The sequence below is a fragment of the Myxococcus sp. CA051A genome (assembly GCF_013336705.1).
Lineage (GTDB): Bacteria > Myxococcota > Myxococcia > Myxococcales > Myxococcaceae > Myxococcus > Myxococcus llanfairpwllgwyngyllgogerychwyrndrobwllllantysiliogogogochensis.
In genome coordinates this window covers 182,361-202,306 of the sequence record NZ_JABUMS010000004.1, presented here as the reverse complement: position 1 = coordinate 202,306, position 19,946 = coordinate 182,361, and the positions used below count along the sequence as shown (strand labels likewise).

At 69.8% G+C, this 19,946-nt stretch carries 15 protein-coding genes; 8 read left to right on the top strand and 7 right to left on the bottom strand.

The genetic code is table 11. The features are described 5' to 3' along the window. Positions 1-87 precede the first annotated feature (87 nt). The 4 genes from rpmB to HUA74_RS14350 are packed head-to-tail and all read left to right on the top strand — an operon-like array spanning position 88 to position 3,619. Positions 88-279 (top strand): 50S ribosomal protein L28, encoded by a 192-nt coding sequence (gene rpmB / locus HUA74_RS14365; protein ID WP_015348676.1) that lies wholly within the window; start codon positions 88-90, stop codon positions 277-279. 4 nt (positions 280-283) lie between these two features. After that, positions 284-1,243, top strand: a complete 960-nt coding sequence (locus HUA74_RS14360; RefSeq protein ID WP_174454991.1) for an N-acetylmuramic acid 6-phosphate etherase — start codon at positions 284-286, stop codon at positions 1,241-1,243. Between the two features lie 37 nt (positions 1,244-1,280). Beyond that, positions 1,281-2,435 carry an anhydro-N-acetylmuramic acid kinase gene (locus HUA74_RS14355; RefSeq protein WP_174454990.1) on the top strand — a complete coding sequence of 385 codons (1,155 nt, stop codon included), beginning with the start codon at positions 1,281-1,283 and terminating at the stop codon, positions 2,433-2,435. Beyond that, positions 2,432-3,619, top strand: a complete 1,188-nt coding sequence (locus tag HUA74_RS14350) for a GTP-binding protein (RefSeq protein ID WP_174454989.1) — start codon at positions 2,432-2,434, stop codon at positions 3,617-3,619. Before HUA74_RS14355 ends, HUA74_RS14350 begins: the two co-directional genes overlap by 4 nt. A gap of 387 nt (positions 3,620-4,006) precedes the next feature. Here HUA74_RS14350 and HUA74_RS14345 read toward each other — a convergent pair whose 3' ends face one another. Beyond that, positions 4,007-5,092, bottom strand: coding sequence for a DUF4388 domain-containing protein (locus HUA74_RS14345; protein WP_141649099.1), 1,086 nt, complete (start codon positions 5,090-5,092; stop codon positions 4,007-4,009). 31 nt (positions 5,093-5,123) lie between these two features. On the opposite strand from HUA74_RS14345, the gene HUA74_RS14340 reads away from it, so the two are divergent. From HUA74_RS14340 to HUA74_RS14330, 3 genes are all read left to right on the top strand, one after another. Beyond that, positions 5,124-6,059, top strand: coding sequence for a metalloenzyme (locus HUA74_RS14340; protein ID WP_174454988.1), 936 nt, complete (start codon positions 5,124-5,126; stop codon positions 6,057-6,059). Positions 6,060-6,079: 20 nt separating this feature from the next. Continuing rightward, positions 6,080-6,988: a hypothetical protein gene (locus HUA74_RS14335; RefSeq protein WP_174454987.1), complete on the top strand. Its 909-nt coding sequence runs from the start codon at positions 6,080-6,082 to the stop codon at positions 6,986-6,988. A 144-nt stretch (positions 6,989-7,132) separates the two neighbouring features. Beyond that, positions 7,133-8,989 carry an ATP-binding protein gene (locus tag HUA74_RS14330; RefSeq protein WP_174454986.1) on the top strand — a complete coding sequence of 619 codons (1,857 nt, stop codon included), beginning with the start codon at positions 7,133-7,135 and terminating at the stop codon, positions 8,987-8,989. A gap of 22 nt (positions 8,990-9,011) precedes the next feature. On the opposite strand, the gene HUA74_RS14325 is transcribed toward HUA74_RS14330, so the two are convergent. The 4 genes from HUA74_RS14325 to HUA74_RS14310 form a co-directional block, all read right to left on the bottom strand. Next, positions 9,012-9,953, bottom strand: coding sequence for an OmpA family protein (locus tag HUA74_RS14325; protein ID WP_174454985.1), 942 nt, complete (start codon positions 9,951-9,953; stop codon positions 9,012-9,014). Positions 9,954-10,290: 337 nt separating this feature from the next. Continuing rightward, entirely contained in the window at positions 10,291-12,021 is a 1,731-nt protein-coding gene (locus HUA74_RS14320) for a TldD/PmbA family protein (protein WP_371817238.1), read from the bottom strand. Between the two features lie 117 nt (positions 12,022-12,138). Then, complete coding sequence (locus HUA74_RS14315; protein ID WP_174455257.1) at positions 12,139-13,458, bottom strand: nucleotide sugar dehydrogenase; 1,320 nt, start codon at positions 13,456-13,458, stop codon at positions 12,139-12,141. A gap of 67 nt (positions 13,459-13,525) precedes the next feature. Further along, a complete protein-coding gene (locus HUA74_RS14310; protein ID WP_174454984.1) occupies positions 13,526-15,601 on the bottom strand; it encodes an alginate lyase family protein in 2,076 nt (691 codons plus the stop codon). A gap of 252 nt (positions 15,602-15,853) precedes the next feature. Between HUA74_RS14310 and HUA74_RS46405 the strand changes: the two genes are divergently transcribed. After that, complete coding sequence (locus HUA74_RS46405; protein ID WP_174454983.1) at positions 15,854-16,822, top strand: histidine kinase dimerization/phospho-acceptor domain-containing protein; 969 nt, start codon at positions 15,854-15,856, stop codon at positions 16,820-16,822. A 6-nt stretch (positions 16,823-16,828) separates the two neighbouring features. Here the strand turns inward: HUA74_RS46405 and HUA74_RS14300 are convergent, their stop codons facing one another. Then, entirely contained in the window at positions 16,829-19,375 is a 2,547-nt protein-coding gene (locus HUA74_RS14300) for a response regulator (protein ID WP_174454982.1), read from the bottom strand. A 9-nt stretch (positions 19,376-19,384) separates the two neighbouring features. Further along, positions 19,385-19,945 carry a chemotaxis protein CheW gene (locus tag HUA74_RS14295; protein WP_174454981.1) on the bottom strand — a complete coding sequence of 187 codons (561 nt, stop codon included), beginning with the start codon at positions 19,943-19,945 and terminating at the stop codon, positions 19,385-19,387. Position 19,946: the final 1 nt, after the last annotated feature.

Sequence of the window (19,946 nt, the reverse complement as noted above, 5' to 3'; positions counted from 1 at the left end):
GCTGGATTTCCAAGCGGCTTTCTGGCAGGTTCCGCCGCTCTTTATCGGCAGGCGTCCAACGCCCCAGTTTTCAAGGAGTTAGAGGTCATGGCGTGGAAGTGTGACATCTGTGGCAAGCGTCCGCTCGTCGGCAACAACGTCAGCCACGCGAACAACAAGACCAAGAAGCGAACCCTCCCGAACCTGCAGAAGGTCCGGGCCAGCGTCGAGGGCCGCACGGAGCGCGTTCTCGCCTGCACCCGCTGCATCAAAGCGGGCAAGGTGACGAAGGCGGCTTGAAGTAATGCGCTCGGGGGTGGGGTCCTCACGCGCTTCATCCAAGAAACTCCCTCCCACCGAGCGGCTTCATCCCCGCGCGGACGACCTTGATCTACGCTCCATCGGGTCGGTCGTCCGCCGGTTACATGACGAGGACGTCGTTGCCGTCCGTGCGGTTCGCCCCGCGTTGCCCGCTGTCACCCAGGCAGCGACGGCCGTGGCGAATGCGTTGCGGGCGGGCGGCAGATTTCTCTACGTAGGTGCTGGCACCAGTGGACGTCTGGGCGTGCTCGACGCCAGCGAGTGTCCTCCTACGTTCGGCAGCTCCCCTTCCCAGGTCCAGGCGCGCATCGCCGGTGGACGCCGGGCGTTGACTCGCGCCGTGGAAGGCGCCGAGGACGACGCCGACGCGGGCGCCTCCGACGTGCGCGCCTTCGACGCCGGCCCTCTCGACGTCGTGTGCGGCATCTCCGCCAGCTCCTCCACGCCGTATGTCCGGGGCGCGCTGCGTGAAGCGAAGCGGCGTGGGGCGCACACGGTGCTGGTGTGCTGCAACCCTCCCAGAGCTCGCGCGGACGTGGACACCCTGGTGCTGGCGCGCACGGGGCCGGAGCTGGTGGCCGGCTCGACGCGGCTGAAGGCCGGCACGGCGACGAAGCTGATCCTCAACGCCATCACCACCGCGGCCTTCGTGGCGCTGGGCAAGGTGTACCGGGGCCGCATGGTGGACGTGCGCCCCGCCAACGCGAAGCTGCGAGCCCGCGCCGCGCGAATGGTGGCCGAGCTGACGCACCTGCCCGCTCCGGAAGCCTCCCGTCTGCTGGAGGCCTCCGGCGGCGAGGTGAAGGTGGCCGTGGCCATGCACTTCACGGGGCTGGACGCCCGGGGGGCCCGGAAGCGTCTCCAGGAGAACGGCTTGCGTGCGCTTGGCGGCCCAGGACGTAAGGGCGCGCACGCACTGAGCCCCCGCTCGCCCGGCCGCTGACGGCGCGGCGTGGGGGGCGAGTCTTAGACTTGGAGGCATGCGCCTCCAACCTCCCCTCCCTGACTCCCAGCGCCCGCGCCTGTGCGTCGGGTTGCTGTCCGGCACCAGCGCGGATGCGGTGGAGGCCGCGCTGTGCGAGGTGACGGGCACGGGCGGCGGAGCCCGGCTGCACCTGCTGTCCCACGTCTCCGCGCCCTTTCCCCCAGAGCTGGTGGTCCGGATGCTGGGGCCCCAGGACGCCCGCTCCCTGAGTCAGCTCGACTTCGAATTGGCGGAGCACTTCGCTCGCGCCGCGCTCCAGGCGATTGAGCGGGCCGGGGTGGCGCTCTCGGACGTGAGCGCCATCGGCTCTCACGGGCAGACGATGGCGCACCTGCCACCGGGGACCTCGGCCTTCCCCTCCACCTTGCAGATTGGCGAACCCTCCGTCATCGCCGAGCGCACGGGACTGCCCGTCGTCAGCGACTTCCGCACAAGGGACGTAGCCGCCGGGGGCCATGGCGCGCCGCTGGTGCCCTACTTCGACTGGGTGGCCTTCCGAAACCCCGAGGCCCCTCGCGCCCTGCAGAACATCGGCGGTATCGCCAACGTGTCCGTCGTCAGCGCGCGACTGGATGACACCCTCGCCTTCGACACCGGGCCCGGCAACATGGTGATGGACGGGCTGGCGCGGCGCGTTACCCAGGGAAAACTGGCGTGCGATCTGGACGGGAGCCTGTCGCGACAGGGCCAGGTGATTCCGGCGCTGCTGGCGGACCTGCTCACGGACGCGTTCCTCGCGCAGCCTCCTCCCAAGAGCACCGGGCGCGAGCGCTACGGTGATGTGATGGTGGAGCGCCTGTGGGCGCGCTACGCGGACCGCCCCCATGATTTGATGGCCACCGCGCTGGAGTTCACCGTGGAGAGCACCGCGCGGGCGTACGAGACGTGGGTCCTGCCTCGCACTCCAGGTCTGGAGGCGATGTACGCCTCGGGAGGGGGTACCCGGAATCCCCGGTTGATGGAGCGGCTTGAGGAGCGGCTGGCCCCCCTTCCCGTCCGCCGGCTTGATACCCTGGGATTTCCGGAAGGAGCGAAGGAAGCGGCCCTGTTCGCGTTGCTGGCCGCCGAATTCCTCGTGGGAACCCCCGCGAATGTCCCGTCCGCAACTGGCGCGAAGCGTCGAGTCGTTCTAGGAAAGCTGACACCGTGAGCAGCGTGAACCTGATGGCCCGCGAGGTGGCCGCCAAAATCGTCTTTTACGGACCTGGCTTGTCCGGCAAGACGACCTCGCTGCGGAAGATCTACGAAACCGTCCGGCCCGCGCACCGGGGCGAGATGATGTCCATCGCCACCGAAGGCGACCGGACGCTCTTCTTCGACTTCCTCCCCGTGAAGGTGGAGCGCGTCGGGGACTGCTCGGTGCGGCTGGCGCTGTACACCGTGCCCGGCCAGGTCTTCTACAACGCGACGCGGAAGCTGGTGCTCCAGGGCGCCGACGGCGTCGTCTTCGTGGCGGACTCGCAGCCGGACGCGATGGACGCCAACCGCGAGTCGCTGGCGAACCTGGAAGAGAACCTCTTCGAGCACGGCATCCGGCTGGACCGCTTCCCGCTGGTGATGCAGTGGAACAAGCGGGACCTGGAGAACGTGCTGCCCGTGGAGCAGCTCCGCCAGGAGCTCAACCCGCGCGGCGTGCCGGACTTCGAGACCGCCGCCACCAATGGGCGCGGGGTGCTCGACACGCTCAAGGCCATCACCCGGCTGGTCATCAAGGACCTGCGCGCCAAGCGCATCGTCCCGCCGCCGCGCCCGGTGGCCCCCGTCGGTGGCGCGCAGCCCGCGGGTCTGGAAGCGCAGCTCGCCCAGCACCTCCAGCACCGGCAGCCGCCCCCTTCGACGCATCTGGCCCCGCCCTCGGGCCATGGCCCCGCCGTGGCGATGATGCCGACGCCGGTGCCTCATCGTCCTTCGGGCTCGTTCCCCGCGATTGCTCCCCCGCCTCGGGTGGAGCCCATGGTGGCGCCGCCTCCGCCTCCCATCGCGGCCCCCATCTCGCAGGCCACCTCCGCCAAATTGCTCGGCGCGGTGAGCGCGCTGGCGCCGGGAGACCTGTTCGACCACGCGCGCGCGGCCGAGGCCGCGTTCATGGCGGGCAACTACTCCACCTGCGTCACCGCCTGCACGGACGCCATCCGGCGCTCGCTGGCGTTCGCTGGTGAGGGCACGCTGGCGCAACAGGCGTTCCTGCTCCGCGTGGATGGGGCGGATCTGCTGCGCATCCAGGGACTTGCCACCCAGCAACACCTGCGCGTCGATGACGCCGCGTTCGCCCTCTACGTGCTGATGCAGACCTTCGTCCGCCTCAACGCGGTGGGCCTCCCCGCCTCGGAGTAGCTTGGATGGTGGAGCGCCCCGGCACCTCGCACGGGGCGAGGAGCCGACTCGGGCGCCTGCGCCAACACGGAGGCGACTCCGGCGCCTCGTTCCGCGTGGAGCAGACTCCGCCGCCTCGGCCAGCACGGAGGCGACTCCGGCGCCTCCCTCGTTCCGCGTGGAGCCGACTCCGCCGCCTCGGCCAGCACGGAGGCGACTCCGGCGCCTCCCTCGTTCCGCGTGGAGCCGACTCCGCCGCCTCGGCCAGCACGGAGGCGACTCCAGCGCCTCGGTCCGCGTGAAGTCGACTCGGGCGCCTCAGCCCGTACGGAGGCGACTCCGGCGCTTCGGTCCGCGTGGAGCCGACTCCGCCGCCTCGGTCGGGCGGAGCCGACTCGGGCGCCTCGATCAGCGCGGCGCGGTGAGCTGCAGCAACCCCATGCGGTGCAACTTCGCGAGCGTCTTGAGCGTCTCCAGCTCCCTCGCGGGACTCGCCAGGACGATGGTGGACACATCCCACGTCCCGCTCACGAGGCCCGCGATCTGCCGCTCCTCGGGCTTGAGCAGCGACATGCCCTGCGGGTCGTGAATCACGAGGGGAACCAGCAGCGGCGGCATGTCCGAGTACAGCGCCGCGACGTGCTCACGCTGCACCAGTCGCGCGAACTCGCGCACGCGCCGGTCCGCGGGGTCGCTCGCCAGCAGGGACGCGCAGACGATGCCCGCCGCGTCGAACTGGCCCTCACGCATCAGCACCGCGCCCTTCTCCAGCATCTCCGCCACCGGGTCCGCCTCCACCTGCGGCGCGCCATCCACCTCCACCAGCTTCGCCCGGAGCAACTCGTACACCCGCCGCGTCACCGACGAGCGGGACACGCCCATCGACAGCCGCAGACGTCCCAGGTTCTGCGGCGTCGCGCACAACCCCAGGATGATTCGATGCATCAGCGGCTGGCTCGGGCTGGGCGGCGTCAACGCGCGGACGCTGAGCGCGTCGATGGGCAGCGCCTTGTCCACGTCCGGCTGCTCATCCACCCAGCGCAGCGATTCGAACAACAGCTCGCGGATGCTCATGTCGGACGGAACCCAGTCCTCGCCCGAGCGGTCCGCGTCCTCCGTCCAGTGGAACGTCCCCCGCTCGGCAATCGTCAGGTCCGTCATCGCCGCGAACAGCTCCTCGCGGCCCAAATCCCGAATCCACCGCGACTGGAGCCCGTGCACGTCGAACGCGGCGTCCACGTCCGGCGTGCGCGACAGCTCGTCGAAGGCGGCGAGCACCTTGGCGCCCGAGGCGAGCTTCGCCAGCGCGAGGAGCCGGGCCACCCTCCCACGCAGGCCTTCCGAGGCCGTGGCCCCGACCTGACCGGAGAGAAGGAAGAGCTTCCGCTCGCCGGCCTCCCAGGAGAGCTGGAGCGTCCCCGTCTTGCGGGAGCTGTCCAACCATTGAAGGAACTCGGGAAGCGGATAGCTGAAGAGGTCGCCGTGGAGGGCCATGCGTTCTGTTTCGAGGATACAGTCGCGAGCCGTGCGCGTCGCGCTCCTGTTCATCGATGGTGTGGGCATTGGCCGGAAGGACCCGGCCATCAACCCGCTCGCCCACCGTGAACACCTGCTTTCCTTCTTCCAGGACGCCCCAGGCCCCACCCTGCCGGACGGAGGGCGCTGTATTCCCGTGGACACGACGTTCGGCGTGTCCGGAAGGCCCCAGTCCGCCTCGAACCAGACGGCCATCCTCACGGGAGACCCGGCCCCCGCCCTCATCGGCCAGCACGTGCTGGGCTACCCCAACGCCCCCTTGCGCGGAATGCTCGCGGACCGCTCCATCGTCAAGCGCCTGCTCGCGGCCGGCCGCACCGCCACCTTCGCCAACGCCTACCCCGCGCCCTACCTGGACGCGCTCGGCGTCCCCCGGCGCCCCACCACCCTGCCTCCGGAGTTCACCCCGACACCCGAGGCCCGGCGCCGCATGAAGCCCTCCGCGTCCAAGCTGGCCTTCGCCGCGGGCCCCGTGCCCCTGCGCACCCTGGAGGACGCCCGGGCCGGAGACGGCCTCACCCCGGACATCACCGGCGCCAACGCTCGCGCCTACGGCCTGCCCGCCCCCGAGCGCACGCCCGAGGAGGCCGCCGACATCTTCTGGCGCGTGGCCGCGGGCGCGGACTTCACCTTCTTCGAGCACTACCTCGCGGACGAGGCCGGCCACGCGCAGGACTTCGTCGCGGCCCATGCCGCGCTGGACACCTTCGACGCCTTCCTGCGCGCCGTGGTGGCACACCGTCCCGCCGATGCCCGGGTGATGGTGTGCAGCGACCACGGCAACGTCGAGGACCTGTCCACGCGAGGACACACCCTGCACCGCGTCCCCGTGCTCTACTTCGGCCCCCCCGCGCCGGACGTCGACGGCTTCACCACCGTCGCGGACGTGGGGCGCGCGGTGCTGCGCTGGCTCGGGGTGGAGTGAGGCTCGTGACGAGGGGATGGATGCGAAGACAGGGGAGCCTCGGCCACGCCCTGGTCCTGCTGGTGCTGGGCTTTCTCGCCGGCTGCTCCGCGCCGCGACGAACCACCATGGACGTTCCGACGGACGCCATGCGAAGGCCCGGCACGCCCACCGCCAGCGGAGCGCGCATCACCCTGGAGTTCCAGCCGCGAGACTCCGACGCCGCCACCCAGGTCCGCCTCGCCGTCGAACGCGCCCTGCCGCGCATGGCCCGCTGGGGCACATTCGACGACTCCGTCGCCATCATCATCCACCCCAACCACGCCGCCCTGGAGCGCGCCGCCAACCGCCCGGACCATGACTTCCTGCGCGCGTGGGCCCGCTATGAGCAGATCGAACTCCAGAGCCCCCGCACCTGGACGCTCCTGGGCGCAAGCCAGGCCCAGGTGGACGAGCTGCTGTTGCACGAGCTCACCCACAGCCTGATGTATCAGGTGGCCTCGGACCGCCTGGGCTGGACGCGCAAGCGCATCCCCCTGTGGTTCCGCGAGGGCATGGCCTCGTACACCGCCGAGCAGGGCTACCGCGTCACCTCCCTCGAGGACCTCGCCCGCTACTGGAGCACCCATCCCCGCGCGGACCCGCTGGCCCAGGCCGACACCCTCTACCGACGCGAGAGCGACATCGTCTACGGGGCCGCCCACCACGCCTTCACCTTCCTGGCCCGCCGCTACGGCGAGCCCGTGGTGCGGGGCATCCTCCACGCCATGAGCCAGGGGCCCGACTTCGCCGAGGCCTTCACCCAGGCCGTGGGCCTCTCCCCCGACACCTTCCTCCAGGACTTCCGCCGCTACATCCAATGGCGCGGATTCAAGGGCGGCAGGCAACTTCGCCTCGCGCCCCCTCCTACTCCGGAGCCGCTGGGCATCCCTCCCCCCACCTCCCCCTGAGTCGCCGCCACCACCTGTTGCCCGGTTGCATTTTTTAAAACTGCACACTGGATGCAGAGAACAAACTGGTGGCACAATTTCGGCCGAGCTGAAATCCGCGCCACAGGTTGGGGAAGCCTGTGCGGGGACGGGAGGGGGTAATCAATGGCCGAGCAGCAGCGGAGCAGCCCAGCGCTGTCCGCCGAGGCAACGGACTCTCGGACACTGCTGGAGCGACTCCAGCAGTCCGCCGACGTCCTGGATCAACTCAGCGTGACGCGAGCCCCGGGGCTTCCCGAGGGCGCGCAGGTGACATTGCGCCAGGAAGCCGAGGCCCTGCGGGAGATGCGCGGGGAGTTGGGGCTCCTGCTCAAGAGCTGGTCGCTGCTCACCGACACGTCCCAGAAGCTGCTCAACCTGCCACCCGACGAATTGGAGGCTGGCGTCCGCGCCGCGCTGGAAGTGCTTGGCCGGCAGATCGACGCGCAGCGCGGTTACGTCAACCTGCTCTCCGACGACGGCGAGCACCTGTCGGACTCCTACGAGTGGTGCACTCACGGCATGCAGCCCCACGGACTGGCGACCCACCGGGGACGCTCCGTGGTGGACTTCCGCTGGTCGCTGGACGAGCTGCGCGCGGGCCGCATGGTGACGGTGACGGACGCGGCGAAGCTTCCCCTCGAAGCCACCGAGGAGCGGCGCCTCTGCGCACTGCTGTCCATCCGCTCCTACATCAACGCGCCGCTGCTGCTCGCGGGCCGGTTGATCGGCTGGATGGGGTTCGACGCCATGGACCAGCCGCGGGAGTGGAAGCCGGAAGAGCGGCACCTGATGCGCCTGACGGGCCACGTGCTGGTCAACGCGGTGGAGCGCAAGCGCCGGGATGCGCAGCTCCTCCAGGAGAAGGAGCGGGAGCAGCGCGCGCAGTCCCTCGGCATCCTCGCGGCGGGGCTGGCGCACGAAATCAACAACCCGCTCGCGTACACGGCGGGCAACCTCGAATACCTGCGCGAGCGACTGCCCGGCCCCAACGAGCCCACCGACGAGGAATGTCGCCAGGTCCTCGACGAAGCCCTGGAGGGCACGCTGCGAATCCAGCGCATCGTCGCGGACCTCAAGGCCCTCTCGGCCACGAGCGCCGAGGCCATGGAGCCGGTGGACCTCAAGGCCGTCACGGAGAGCACGCTCCGGATGGCGGCCAACCAACTGCGCCACCGGGCGCAAGTCGTGCGCGACTACGACACGGAAGTGCCCCGGGTGCGTGGCACCGCGACGAAGCTGGGCCAGGTGCTGCTCAACCTGGTGCTCAACGCCGCCCACGCCATCCCCGACGGGCACGCCTCCCAGCATCGCATCACCGTCGCGTTGCGCGCCGAGGCCGATGAGGTGCGGCTCTCCATCAGCGACACCGGCTGCGGCATCGCCGCGGACGTCATGCCCCGCATCTTCGACCCGCTCTTCACCACGCGTCGCTCGGGCGAAGGCATGGGCATGGGCCTGGCCATCTGTCGCGACATCATCTCCGCGCTGGGGGGACGCATTGGCGTGAGCAGTGAGCCAGGCCAGGGGACCACCGTGGAAGTGTTCCTGCCTCGCGCGGAGCATGACGCCTTCGTCGCACCGCTCCCCCGGGTCGGCCCTCCGTCCCTGGGGCGACGCGTGCTGGTGGTGGATGACGAGCCTCGCGTGCTCGACTTGATGCGCAGGCTGCTGCGAGGCCACGAGCTGGTCACCGTCGCCAATGGTCGCGAGGCACTGGCGCACCTGGGCCAGGACAGGGCCTTCGATGTCATCCTCTGCGACTTGATGATGCCGGAGCTGACGGGCATGGACGTGTACCACTCCGTCCGCGACACCTGGCCGGGGCTGCATGACCGCATCGTCTTCATCAGCGGCGGCGCGTTCACCCCGGAGACGAAGCGCTTCCTCCAGGAAGTGCGCAACCCGGTGCTCGCCAAGCCCTTCGAGGCGCAGCACCTGCGCGACATGGTGATGACGGTGGGCTCCGCGCGGCTGGAGTGAGCGCCGGGCGGAGGCTCGCGACTCAGGGAGGCGACGGCTCCGCGACCAACTCCACGCGGCGGCTGCGCGCGAAGCACCCTGGCGTCCCGTCATCACACGGAGGCTGGTCCGCGCCGTGTGTCTCCAGCAGCAGGCGGCTTCCCTCCACGCCGAGCGCCTCGAGTCTCGCGGCCACGGACTGAGCGCGCCCCAATCCCAGCGAAGCGTTGACGGACTCGGTCCCCAGCACATCCGCGTGGCCCCGCAGCCGGACGCGCACGCTCGGACGCTCACGAAGACAGTCCGCCGCGCGCAGCAGCGAGGCTTCCCCGTCCGGGGAGAGTCGGGTGTCGAAGAAGGCGAAGAAGATGGGCTCCAGTTCGCAGGTGCCAGGAGGCTCGGCACCAGAGGACACGGAGGCCGTGGCCACGGATTGAATGGGAGACAGCCGTCGAGCCTCCGCGAGCACCTCATCGACGACCCGCGCCGCCACGTCCTCCGGGAGCGGCCTGTTCGCAGCGGCGCCGTACTCGATTCCCACCACCGCTTCCTGGGGCTGCCCCATGAGCAGGAAGGCGGGACGTTGCTGCCACTGCACGGTGACGCCGTCGCGCTCATACGCCGTGGAGGTGATGCGCACCGTGTCGCCGGGCCGCGCGTCGAGCGTCACGCGCCCGCGCATCACGAAGCGATAGCCCTCCACGTACGAGAAGACGTCCGAGCGTCCCTCATACACCGTCGTCACGTCGAGCCAGTGCAGCCCGAGCGGCAGCTCATGCCGGGGACCGCCCGACGCGCTCCGCGCGCCATCTTCTGGGGCCGATGGCAGGGGGCGTCCATCCAACGTGGACTCCACCGAGATGAGATCCCAGTTACCACCCGGGCTCAGCCTGTCCTCATGCACCAACTCCAACCACGCTTCGCCCGTGGGCAGGGGTTCCGCGCCTCCGACACCGCCCACGAGGAGCACGAACAGGACACCCAACGCGGACAGCAGACTCCTCGCGACACGACCTTCGTCATGAGACGTCGCACGACTCCACGCAACGCCAGTCCTTGCTCGCGGCGCCATGCGGCTCAACAGACTCCTCGCGACGCAACTTACGTCCCGGGACTTCGCATGACTCCACACGACGCCAGTCCTCGCTCGCGGCACAGCGAGGCTCCAACCAGGCCAGTTGCCCTCCGCGCCTGAATCAGCGGCTCGAGCCGACAGCAGACGCCACACGACACGGGCTCCCCTCAGGAGCACCGCGCCGCTCTCCGCCCATCCGCCCGGCGGTGCCGGACGTTCTTTGTGCCATGCCCCCCGCATTGGCGAATCAGGGCTTCTCGCGAGCCGGCGACGCCTGCAGTGTCGTCGGGCTGGGGAGGATGGGCGGACGGTCCTTGCCTTCGACCGCGCGCTGGAGCTCGATCTCCTGAAGCAGCGCCGCGGGCGCCACCGTGGACACGGGCACGTTGCCGCTCTCCGCGCCGCAGAAGCCGTTGAAGATGCCCCGCTTCTCGCCGGTGGCCATGATGCGGTTCACCGCTGACAGCGGCGTGCCCACAATCTCCACGCCACGCACCAGCGACTCCTTCCCCGTCTTCACATCCACCCGGTACACCATGCGCGGAACCCCCTTGAAGGCCTGGTAGCCGTAGCTGGACGTGTTGGTGTTGCCCCCGGTGATGTCGCGGATGATGAGGCCATAGGGCTTGTTCTGCCGCTTCGCCTCGTCGATGAGCATCTGCTTCAGCTTCGCGTCGCTCACCTGCCGCGTGCTCTCCACCATCAGATTCGCCATGCGCGCCACCGGCTTCAGCGTGCCCTGGCTGCGACCGTGTCCGTTGGAGTTGAGGAACCCATCCACCGGACGTCGACCCAGCAGGTAGTTCCGCAGCACGCCCTTCTCCACCAGCGTCACCCGATGCCCCTTCACACCCTCTTCGTCATAGAGGTAGTACCCGTTGAGCGGCTCCCCGGCCAGTGCACGTTGGGACGGGTCATCGTGGATGGACAGGAACGCGGGCAGCACCAGCTTCCCGATCTGCCCCTTGAAGGTCTTCCCCTCGTTGTCCCCATCCTGCCTGTCGCCCTCCAGCCGGTGCCCCACCGTCTCGTGGAAGAGCACGCCCGAGGCCTCCGGCGCGAGAATGGCGGGCCCCGAGTACGGGTCGATGGCGGGAGCCTGCCGCAGCGCGAGCAGCTCCTCGATGACCTTCGCCGCCGCCGCGCGCACGCGTTCATCGTCCGGGAGCCCCGCCTCCGTGGGCGCGTAGAAGTCACGCGAGTCATCCAGGAGCTGCCCGTCCGGCGCCCGCGTCACCGCCGTGACATGGAGCCCGTACAACGTCTCCTCCGTCACCAGCCGCGTGCCCTCCGTGGACACGAACAGCCGAGTCACCTTGTCCGAGGTGACTCGGACCTCCGAATCGAAGATCTCCGGATGCGCGTTGAACTGCGCGGACACCTCACGCGACAGCTTCACCCAGCGCTCGCGGTTGAACGGGTTCGCCACCGGCGGCTGGACGAAGCTGCTCGCCTTCTCCTTCGTGAAGGAGGCCGGACGCTTCGGGTCCTCCACCGAGTAGACGTCCTCGCCCTTCTTCTTCAGGAACTGGAAGAGCGCCGACTTGTACTTCTCGTCGGTGATGAGCCACAGCGCGGTGCGCAGCGCCAGCGGCGAGTCATCCAGCGGGCCTTCCTTGCGCGAGGTGTAGCTGGTGCCCTTGGTGGAGAAGGAGAACTCCAGCCCCTCCTCGACCGAGCTGTCGAAGGCATAGTCGCCCACCCGCGTGTCGACGTAGAGCCGACGCTCGCGGTAGCCGTCGTCCAGGAAGACGGCGCCATAACGCGCGGCCACGACCTCCTGCGCGTAGTCCTTGAGCTGGTAGCTCATGAAGTACGGCGGCTCGTGACTCTGGAGCTTGAGCTGCTGTTGGTTGCGCGACAGCTCGCTCGACATCGCATCGAGCAGCGTCAGTCGCGAGTCCTGCGCGGGCGTCGCCGCCAGCAACACGGCCGAGGCCGCCAGCAGGGGGAGAACGGGTCGGGTGAGGGAATTCACGGCCCCCACTGTACCCAAACCACCCCGCAAGACGAGCAGGTCCGCCGACCCCAGGTGCCCCTCCCGACACCTGGAGTCGTGGACCCCTGCCCGGAGGGTCGGCTTCCGGGCCCCTGCTTACGCCTTGGTCACCTTCTCGCGGCCCAGGGACACGCCCTTGGTCGCGTTGCGGGTGTCAATCACACACGACGAATTCGCCACCACCGCCGCGTAGTCGATGTTGGAGTGGTCCGTGAGGATGATGACGACGTCGTAGTCGCCCAGCTTCTCCGGCACCAACGGGACGGACTTCATCTCCATGTTGAAGCCGTGGCCCTTGTGCAGCTCGGGCACGTACGGGTCATGGTAGCTGATGTCCGCGCCCTTCTCCGCCAGGAGCGTCATGATGCGCAGGGAAGGACTCTCGCGCATGTCGTCGATGTCCTTCTTGTACGCGGCGCCCAGGCAGAGCACGCGCGCGCCGTTGAGCGTCTTGCGGCTCTTGTTGAGCGCTTCCATGGTGCGCTGCACCACGTAGTACGGCATCTGCCAGTTCACCTCGCCGGCCAGCTCGATGAACTTGGTGTGGAACTCGTACTCGCGCGCCTTCCACGTCAGGTAGAACGGGTCGATGGGGATGCAGTGCCCACCGAGCCCCGGGCCCGGGTAGAACGGCTGGAAGCCGAAGGGCTTGGTGCTGGCGGCCTGGATGACCTCCCACACGTCCACGTTCATCCGGTCGCAGAGCATCTTCATCTCGTTGACCATGGCGATGTTCACGCAGCGGTAGATGTTCTCCAGCAGCTTGGCGAGCTCCGCCACGCGGGTGGAGGACACCGGCACCACTTCCTTCAGCGCGCTGCCGTACAGCGCGGCCGCCACCTCGGAGCACTCCGGGGTGTAGCCACCGACAATCTTCGGAATCGTCTTCGTGTTGAAGTTCTTGTTGCCCGGGTCCTCGCGCTCGGGGCTGAAGGCCAGGTGGAAGTCCACGCCCGCCTTGAGGCCGTTCTTCTCGAGCAGGGGCTTGAGCACCTCCTCGGTGGTGCCCGGGTACGTCGTGGACTCCAGGATGAAGAGCTGTCCCCGGCGCACGTGCGGCGCGAGCGACTCACCCGTCTGGATGATGTAGCTCATGTCCGGCTCACGCGAAGCCGTCAACGGCGTGGGCACGCAGATGATGACGCAGTCCAGGTCCTTCGCCTTCGCGAAGTCGTTCGTCGCCTTCAGCTTGCCGGACTTCGTGAGCTCCGCCAGCGGCCCGCTGGGGATGTGCTTGATGTAGCTCTCGCCCTTCTCAATCTTGTCGAGTTTGCGCTTGTCGACGTCGAGCCCCAACACCGGGAAGCCCGCCTCCGCGAACGCCATACCCAAAGGAAGACCGACGTACCCCAACCCCACCACACCGACCTTCGCCTCCCGCCGACGAATACGCTCCAACAGCGGGCTGCCGACCATCACCCTCATCGTCCTCACCTCTCCTGATGCGACGTGCCGTCAAGACGGTCACGCCCCGACCCGAAACTCACCTGAAGACAACCAACCACCTCAAACCCGTCGGAGGCTTCACCTGCCTCCGGAACTCCACCGTCATCGCCGGCACCACCCGCCCGTAGCCGGGTGAATACCCAGACGCCACCAGTCCAGACTCCAGTCCGCGCTCCAGCAGAATCCATGCGAGCGGCGCGCCCGCGGGGCCCAGCTCCACCGCGAGGGGCTCGAACTCCAGCGGTTCCTCCGCCGCGCGCTGCGCCCGGGCGAGCACCTGCGCATCCGGCGTCACGCGCCGCGCCTGCTCGTCGGGGAGATGAAAGCGTCCAATGACTTCGTGCTGCCCGGTGCCGATGAAGCTGTCGCACCCCGCCAACGCGCGCTCGTGCCGGTTCAACCGGAACGTGCGCTCGATGCCCACCGGCGCGGGGAGCATGCGGTACCCATCATGACGGACACGCAATCTGTCCACGCTCGAGCCAGGAAGGAAGGCCACCACGCGCGCCTTCGCACCCTCGGGCAGCGCGAACAACCGCGCGGGGTCCAACGGGGCCTGCTCCGCCCCATCCACCTGCACGGTGTTGTGCGCGGCCGTGCCACGAAACGCGTTCCGCATCGCCGGCTCTCTCGTGTACGAGCCCGTGCCAGGGTCGACGATGAGAGGACGGCCGCCCAGGTGCAACTCGAAGGACAGCTTGTCGTTGTGGCTGTGCCCGCCCACTCCGCGCTGCCCCTGCTTGCCCGCGCTCACCGTGACGACGGCTCCCGCGCCCCGCAGCACGTGGAAGCCTCCCTCGGGAAAGCTCACGGACAGAGAAGGCGCCGCGGGCGACAGCCGACGGTGACGCTCCATGCCCGCCTGGCCCAGGAGCCACGCCGCCTCGTCCGGCGGCTCGCCGCCTCCCAGGCCCGCGTCTCCGAAGAGGGCCGCGCCCAGGCCCACCAGATAGCCCTGCTCCAGGTCGCCCCGCTCCCGCAGGGGGAAGACGCGACCGGAGTCGTTGTCACCCAACTGCGGCGCCAGCCCCGTCTCCGAGCACCACGCGCGCACGACATGGAACATCCTGCGCAGGCGCGTCTCATAGGCCGTGCCCAGCGCCACGCCCGAGCCCCGCGCCACCAGCAGCGCCAGGGTGAACAGCTCCACCGACAGCCGGTGGTAGGGAATGGAGCCCTCGAAGGACGTGCCCTCGACATGCACCTGCGCGGACATCTGCTCGCACAGGCCCGACACCGCCACCGACACCTGGCGCGACGTGTCCGGCAGTTGGGGGAAGAGCAGCCCCACCACGAGCAGGCCGACGTAGTTGGAGACCAGGTGGTTGTTGGGCACCGCGCCCCGGTCCTCGAGATGCGCCTCCACCCAGGACAGATGGTCCGCGAGCGAGCCCAGCACCGGCACCAGGAACTCCGGACGGCGCACCACGGCGGCATCGGAGAACATGACCAGCGCCTGCGCGAGATTGGCCGCGCGCAGCGCCACCTCCATGGCGCACGTCCAGTGGACGCCCTGCCCCACGGGATTGGCCTGCAGGAAGTCGAGCACCTGCATGGCGAAGGCGGAGGACAGCCTGGCGCGCTCGTCCGGTGACGTCTCCACCCAGTAGCCCTGGGCCAGCGCGACGGCGCTGTCGAGCCGCCCCATCACCCAGGGGTACTTCGGGTCATTCCCCTTCGAGTGGAGCGGCATCCGATCCACGGGGGCCAGGGGATATCGGTGGCCACTGAGCGCGTCCAGCGACCAGTCCACCGGGCGTCCCTCCCCAAAGGCGACGCGCGTTCCAAAGACGTCCCATTCCTGACGGAGCGCGGCCTGGGCGCGGGCCCTGGCACGCTCACGCGCTCCGGGAATGGCCGCGAGCGCCTCCAGCACGGAGTCACGCTGGGACAGCTCACACCAGACACGGGAGGCTCGATTGCCGAGGGCTCTTTCCGCCAGCTCCTCCGCACGGGCCGCGCCGAAGGCTTGAAGCAGCAACACCTCATCGGTGCGCTCGCGCCTTCGATATCGCGCCTGCCGTGCCACGCCTTGCACTCGCCGCATCGCACTGAGGGCCAGGGCCCCCGGAGCGAGTCTCGCGATTGCCGCGTAGTAGTCGAGAGTCCCCATTCGTCCCTTCCGCAGCCCGTCGCAGTGGCCGTTAGCAAGGGTCCGGCCAAGGGGTGCATGCGAGGAGTTGAGCGGGTTTGGGCGATCACCCTGCCCCGCGGGACAGTAAAAAGTCGGGAGCCCATCGGCGCACGTGGGTAAAGGATTGCCGGTAGGCGTCCCTTTCTTTGCCCTCCGTGGGCAGTGTTGCGCCCTGACCGAGGCGTGCCCATACCTCTGCGCGTGCAAGCCGGTGCTTGGAGTGGGCGGAGCGTGGACCTCACGCTCGACGCAGGGGTGGAGCAGGCGCTCGCGGCGGTGGCCGAGCGCGCGCTGCGCTGTGGCTCCCATGCGGGGATGGAGTTGCTGCTGCGCGAGACGCTCCGGCTGACGGAGGCCTCCGGCGCGGCCCTCTATGATGGGCGCACCTGCGTGGCCAGGGCGGGCACGGGCGTCGCCGGTCCATCGTCGGGAGGCGGACGGCTCCTGAAGGTGTGGCCCGAGCGAACAGGACGCTCGGACGAGCGGGTGCTCGAACGGCTGTCCGCCTTCGCGAGCGCCCTGCTCGCCGCGCATGCCCGCGAGTCCGCCGCCGAAGCCCGCCACGCGCGCCTGTTGGCCTCACGACGCGAACAGGAACGCAACGCGGCCAGTTGGGAGCAGCGCCGCTCGCTCGCGGCACATGACCTGCGAACCCCGTTGATGGTCATCAAGGGCTACCTGGACATGATGATGAAGGGCACCGCCGGACCCTTGAGCGCGACGATGCAGCGCTATCTGGACCGGATGATGCGCTCGGCCCAGGACCAGCGGGCCCTCATCGACTTCCGGCTGGGACGAGGCAGCGCCACGGACCTGTGTCCACTGCTCCACTCGGCGTTCGGCCCCGATACGAAGCGGGCGTCCCGGTGGAGTGTCGCGCTGGCGGTGCCGGACCGGGCGGTGATGGTGAAGGCAAGCCCGGCGCAGTTGGAGGCCTGGGTGCGAGCCCTGGTGCGCGGGCTCGCGTCGACGCATGCCACGTCCGTGACACTTCAACTGGAGTTGCTCGAACCCATGCGCTGCTGGCGACTGGCCGCATCGACAGAAGGAGGACGCGAGCCAGGTGAGCGCCCGTTCATGTTGCTGGGAGAACTCACGCGGCGACTCGGCGGCAGCGTGCGCTCCCCTGCCCCGGGCGTACACCCTTGGGTCCTCCAGCTCCCGGCGGAGCTGGGACCTCCGGGAGCCTCTAGTTCCTGAGCGACTTCAGCGGGTCGGCAGGAGCTGCCGCACGAGTTCGAGCAGCTTGCCGCGCTCCACCTCGCGCTTGACGAGGTAGCCGTCCGCGCCCGCCTCGAGCCCCGCGGCGCGGTCCTCCGGACTGTCGAGCGAGGTGACGAGGATGACGGGTGTGGAGTGCAGCGTCGGGTGGGACTTGATGCGTCGGGCGAGCCCCACGCCATCCAGTCGCGGCATCTGCCAGTCACTCACGACGAGCTGACACGGCGTGCGCTCCAGGATGCCCCACGCTTCTTCACCGTCCGCCGCCGTCACCACCGGGAAGCCGGCAATCTCGAGCAGCGACTTCATGGCGAAGCGCGTGGTGAGCGCGTCGTCGCACACGAGGATGCGCGGACGCCGCACCTCCGCCGCCATCGAGCGCGTCTCCGGCCGGGCCACGCGAACGAGCTCCGGCGCGTTGAGCACCGGCACCACGCGACCGTCATCCAGCACCGCCGCGCCGGCGAGGTGCCGCACGGTTTGGAGATGTTTGCCCAGGGAGCGCACGACGATTTCCTGCTGCCCCACCACCTCGTCGATGGCGTACAGCACCTTGTCGCCGCCGACGACGATCAGCGCCGCCGTCTGCACGTTCCCCGACTCGATGGCCAGGGGAAGCCGGGGCAGGCCAATGGCCTCCGCCAGCGGCAGGAAGGTCAGCTGCGAGCCGTCCACGCGGGCCACCACGCGCCCCGCCACCGTGCCCACGTCCTCGGGCTTCAGGCGCAGCACGCGCTCCACGCTGTCGGAAGGAATGGCGGACACCGTCGTGCCCGTGCGAACCAGGAGCCCCAGCGCGGAGGCCAGCGTCAGCGGCAGGTCCACCGTGAAGCGCGTGCCCCGACCGGCCCAGAACTCCACGTCGACGGAGCCCTGGAGCCGCGCCGCCATGGCCTGCACCACGTCCAGCCCCACGCCGCGTCCCGAGGTCGCCGTCACCTGCTCTCGCGTGGAGAAGCCCGGCTGGAACACCAGCCGCGCGGCCTGCGCGTCGGAGAGCCGGGCTGCCTCTTCTTCCGACAGCAGCCCCCGCCGCACGGCCGTGGCGCGCACGCGCTCCGGTGACAGGCCGTAGCCATCATCCTCCACCACCACGCCAATGCGCGCGCCCCGAGGCTCCACTCGCACCGTCAGGCGGCCCGTCTCCAGCTTGCCCGCGGCGCGCCGCTCCGCCGGAGACTCCAGCCCGTGGTCGATGGCGTTGCGCACCAGGTGCAGCAGCGGGTCCTTGAGCGCATCGAGGATGCGCCGGTCCAACCGCACATCGCCGCCAGTGAGCTCCAGCGCCACGTCCTTGCCCAGCCGCGTGGCCACCTCGCGCACGGTGCGGCGCAGCGGCTCCAGGAGCTGGGACGCGGGCACCATGCGCAAATCACGCAGGTCATCGCGCGCCACCTGCGCCACCAGCGCCAGCTGCTCGCCGTCGCGGTGCGCCTCGCGCGACACCTCCAGCAAGCGCTTCTGCATCGTCCGCATCAGCGCCACGCCGGAGCGCAGCGACTCCAGCGCCGGCCCGCCACCCGCCAGCGTGAGCTGCGACGACGCGCGCTCCAGGTGTCGCAGCACCTCGTGCGTCCCATCCGACAGGGCGCGATAGCCTTCCGAGCGCCGCGCCTGCTGCGCGCGCCCCGCCACGAGCAGCTCCACCTGGAGCGCCAGCGACTCGAGCGTCTTCACCGCCACGCGCACCGTGTGGTCGGCCGTGGTGCCTCGCACCTCCGGCTGCGGCGCGGGCGCCTGCGCGCCTGGGGTGCCCGAGTCAGCGGGAGTCGGCGCGGGCACGGCACGCAGCGCATCCACCGTGCGCGCCATGTTACCCTGCGCCCCACCCTCTTCCAGTTGGGCCCGCAGCTCCACCAGCGTACCGGCCACGTCGGAAGCGGCCAGGCTCGCCGCGTCACCTCCGGGCTCCATGCGCGCGAAGCCCAGCGCGGCGGACTCGGCCAGCGTCGCCAGTCGCGTGGCGCCGGACTCCTGCGCCGCGCCTCGCAGCGTGCGCGCCCGCTCCATCGCCTTGCGCACGACGGCCGCCCTGTCCGGGACGTCCGGAGAGCAGAGCGCGCCGAGCGAGGCCTCGAGGAAGTCCAGCGCCTCCATCCCCTGGGCGGACAGGCCCGAGGCCACCGTCGTCGACTGGGGAATGGAGACGTCGCGCCCCAGCAGCTTCAGGAGCGCGCTCAGGCCTTCCACCTCGGGAGACTGGCCGGCGTCACCCCGGGCCATGGCCGCTTCGATGCCGGACAGGCCGCGCAGCATGGACTCCACGGCGGCGCGAGGCAGGCCCGTATCCGGCTCGATGTGGGTCAGCCCGTCTTCGATGGCGTGCACCACCTGCTCGATGTCGTCCAGCCCCAGGCTCGCCGCCGAGCCCTTGAGGCTGTGCACCAGTCGCTTGAGCGAGGGCAACAGGTCCGCCTCGCGCTCGCGAGCCGGGCCCTCCAACCCGAGCACCTTCGCTCCAATGGCTTGGATCTGCTCACGCGTCTCCGCGGAGAACACCGGCCAGATGCTGCGCAAGAGCTGCGGGTCCATGTCGCGCCTCTATTCCCGCGCCTGGGCGGCCGGGCCTCCGAGCTGCTCCAACTCCAGCACCGTCAGCCGGTCCGGAGTCAGGTACAGGAAGGGTCCTGGCGGGGGCTCCGAGAGCTCGGACTTCGGCAACTCCTTGCGGCCCTCCACCAACTCCGCCGCCAGGCCGAACGTCTCCTCACCGACCTCCACCACCACGATTTTTCCCAGGTCCGACATGCCGCCACCCTCCAGCCCGAGCAACTGGCGGAGGTCCAACACCGGCACCACCCGCGAGCGGCTGGCCAGCGCGCCCAGCACATGCGGCGGCGCGCCGGGCAACGGGGAGATGCCACGCGCTTCCAGCACATGGTCCACGTGCTCGATGCGCACCGCGTAGCGCTCGCCTCCCACCTGGAAGGCGAGCACCGACAGCACCTCGTGGTGCTCCTCGTGACGAGATTCGGCCAGGGCACGCGCGCGGGCGCCGAGCACCTCGCGGCGCTTGTCCGCGCTCACCCCGGGCGCGTGGGAAACGTCGAGCTGGGGCTGGGGGCCCAAGGAGTCGTTCACCTTGACCTCGTCACTCGGCATG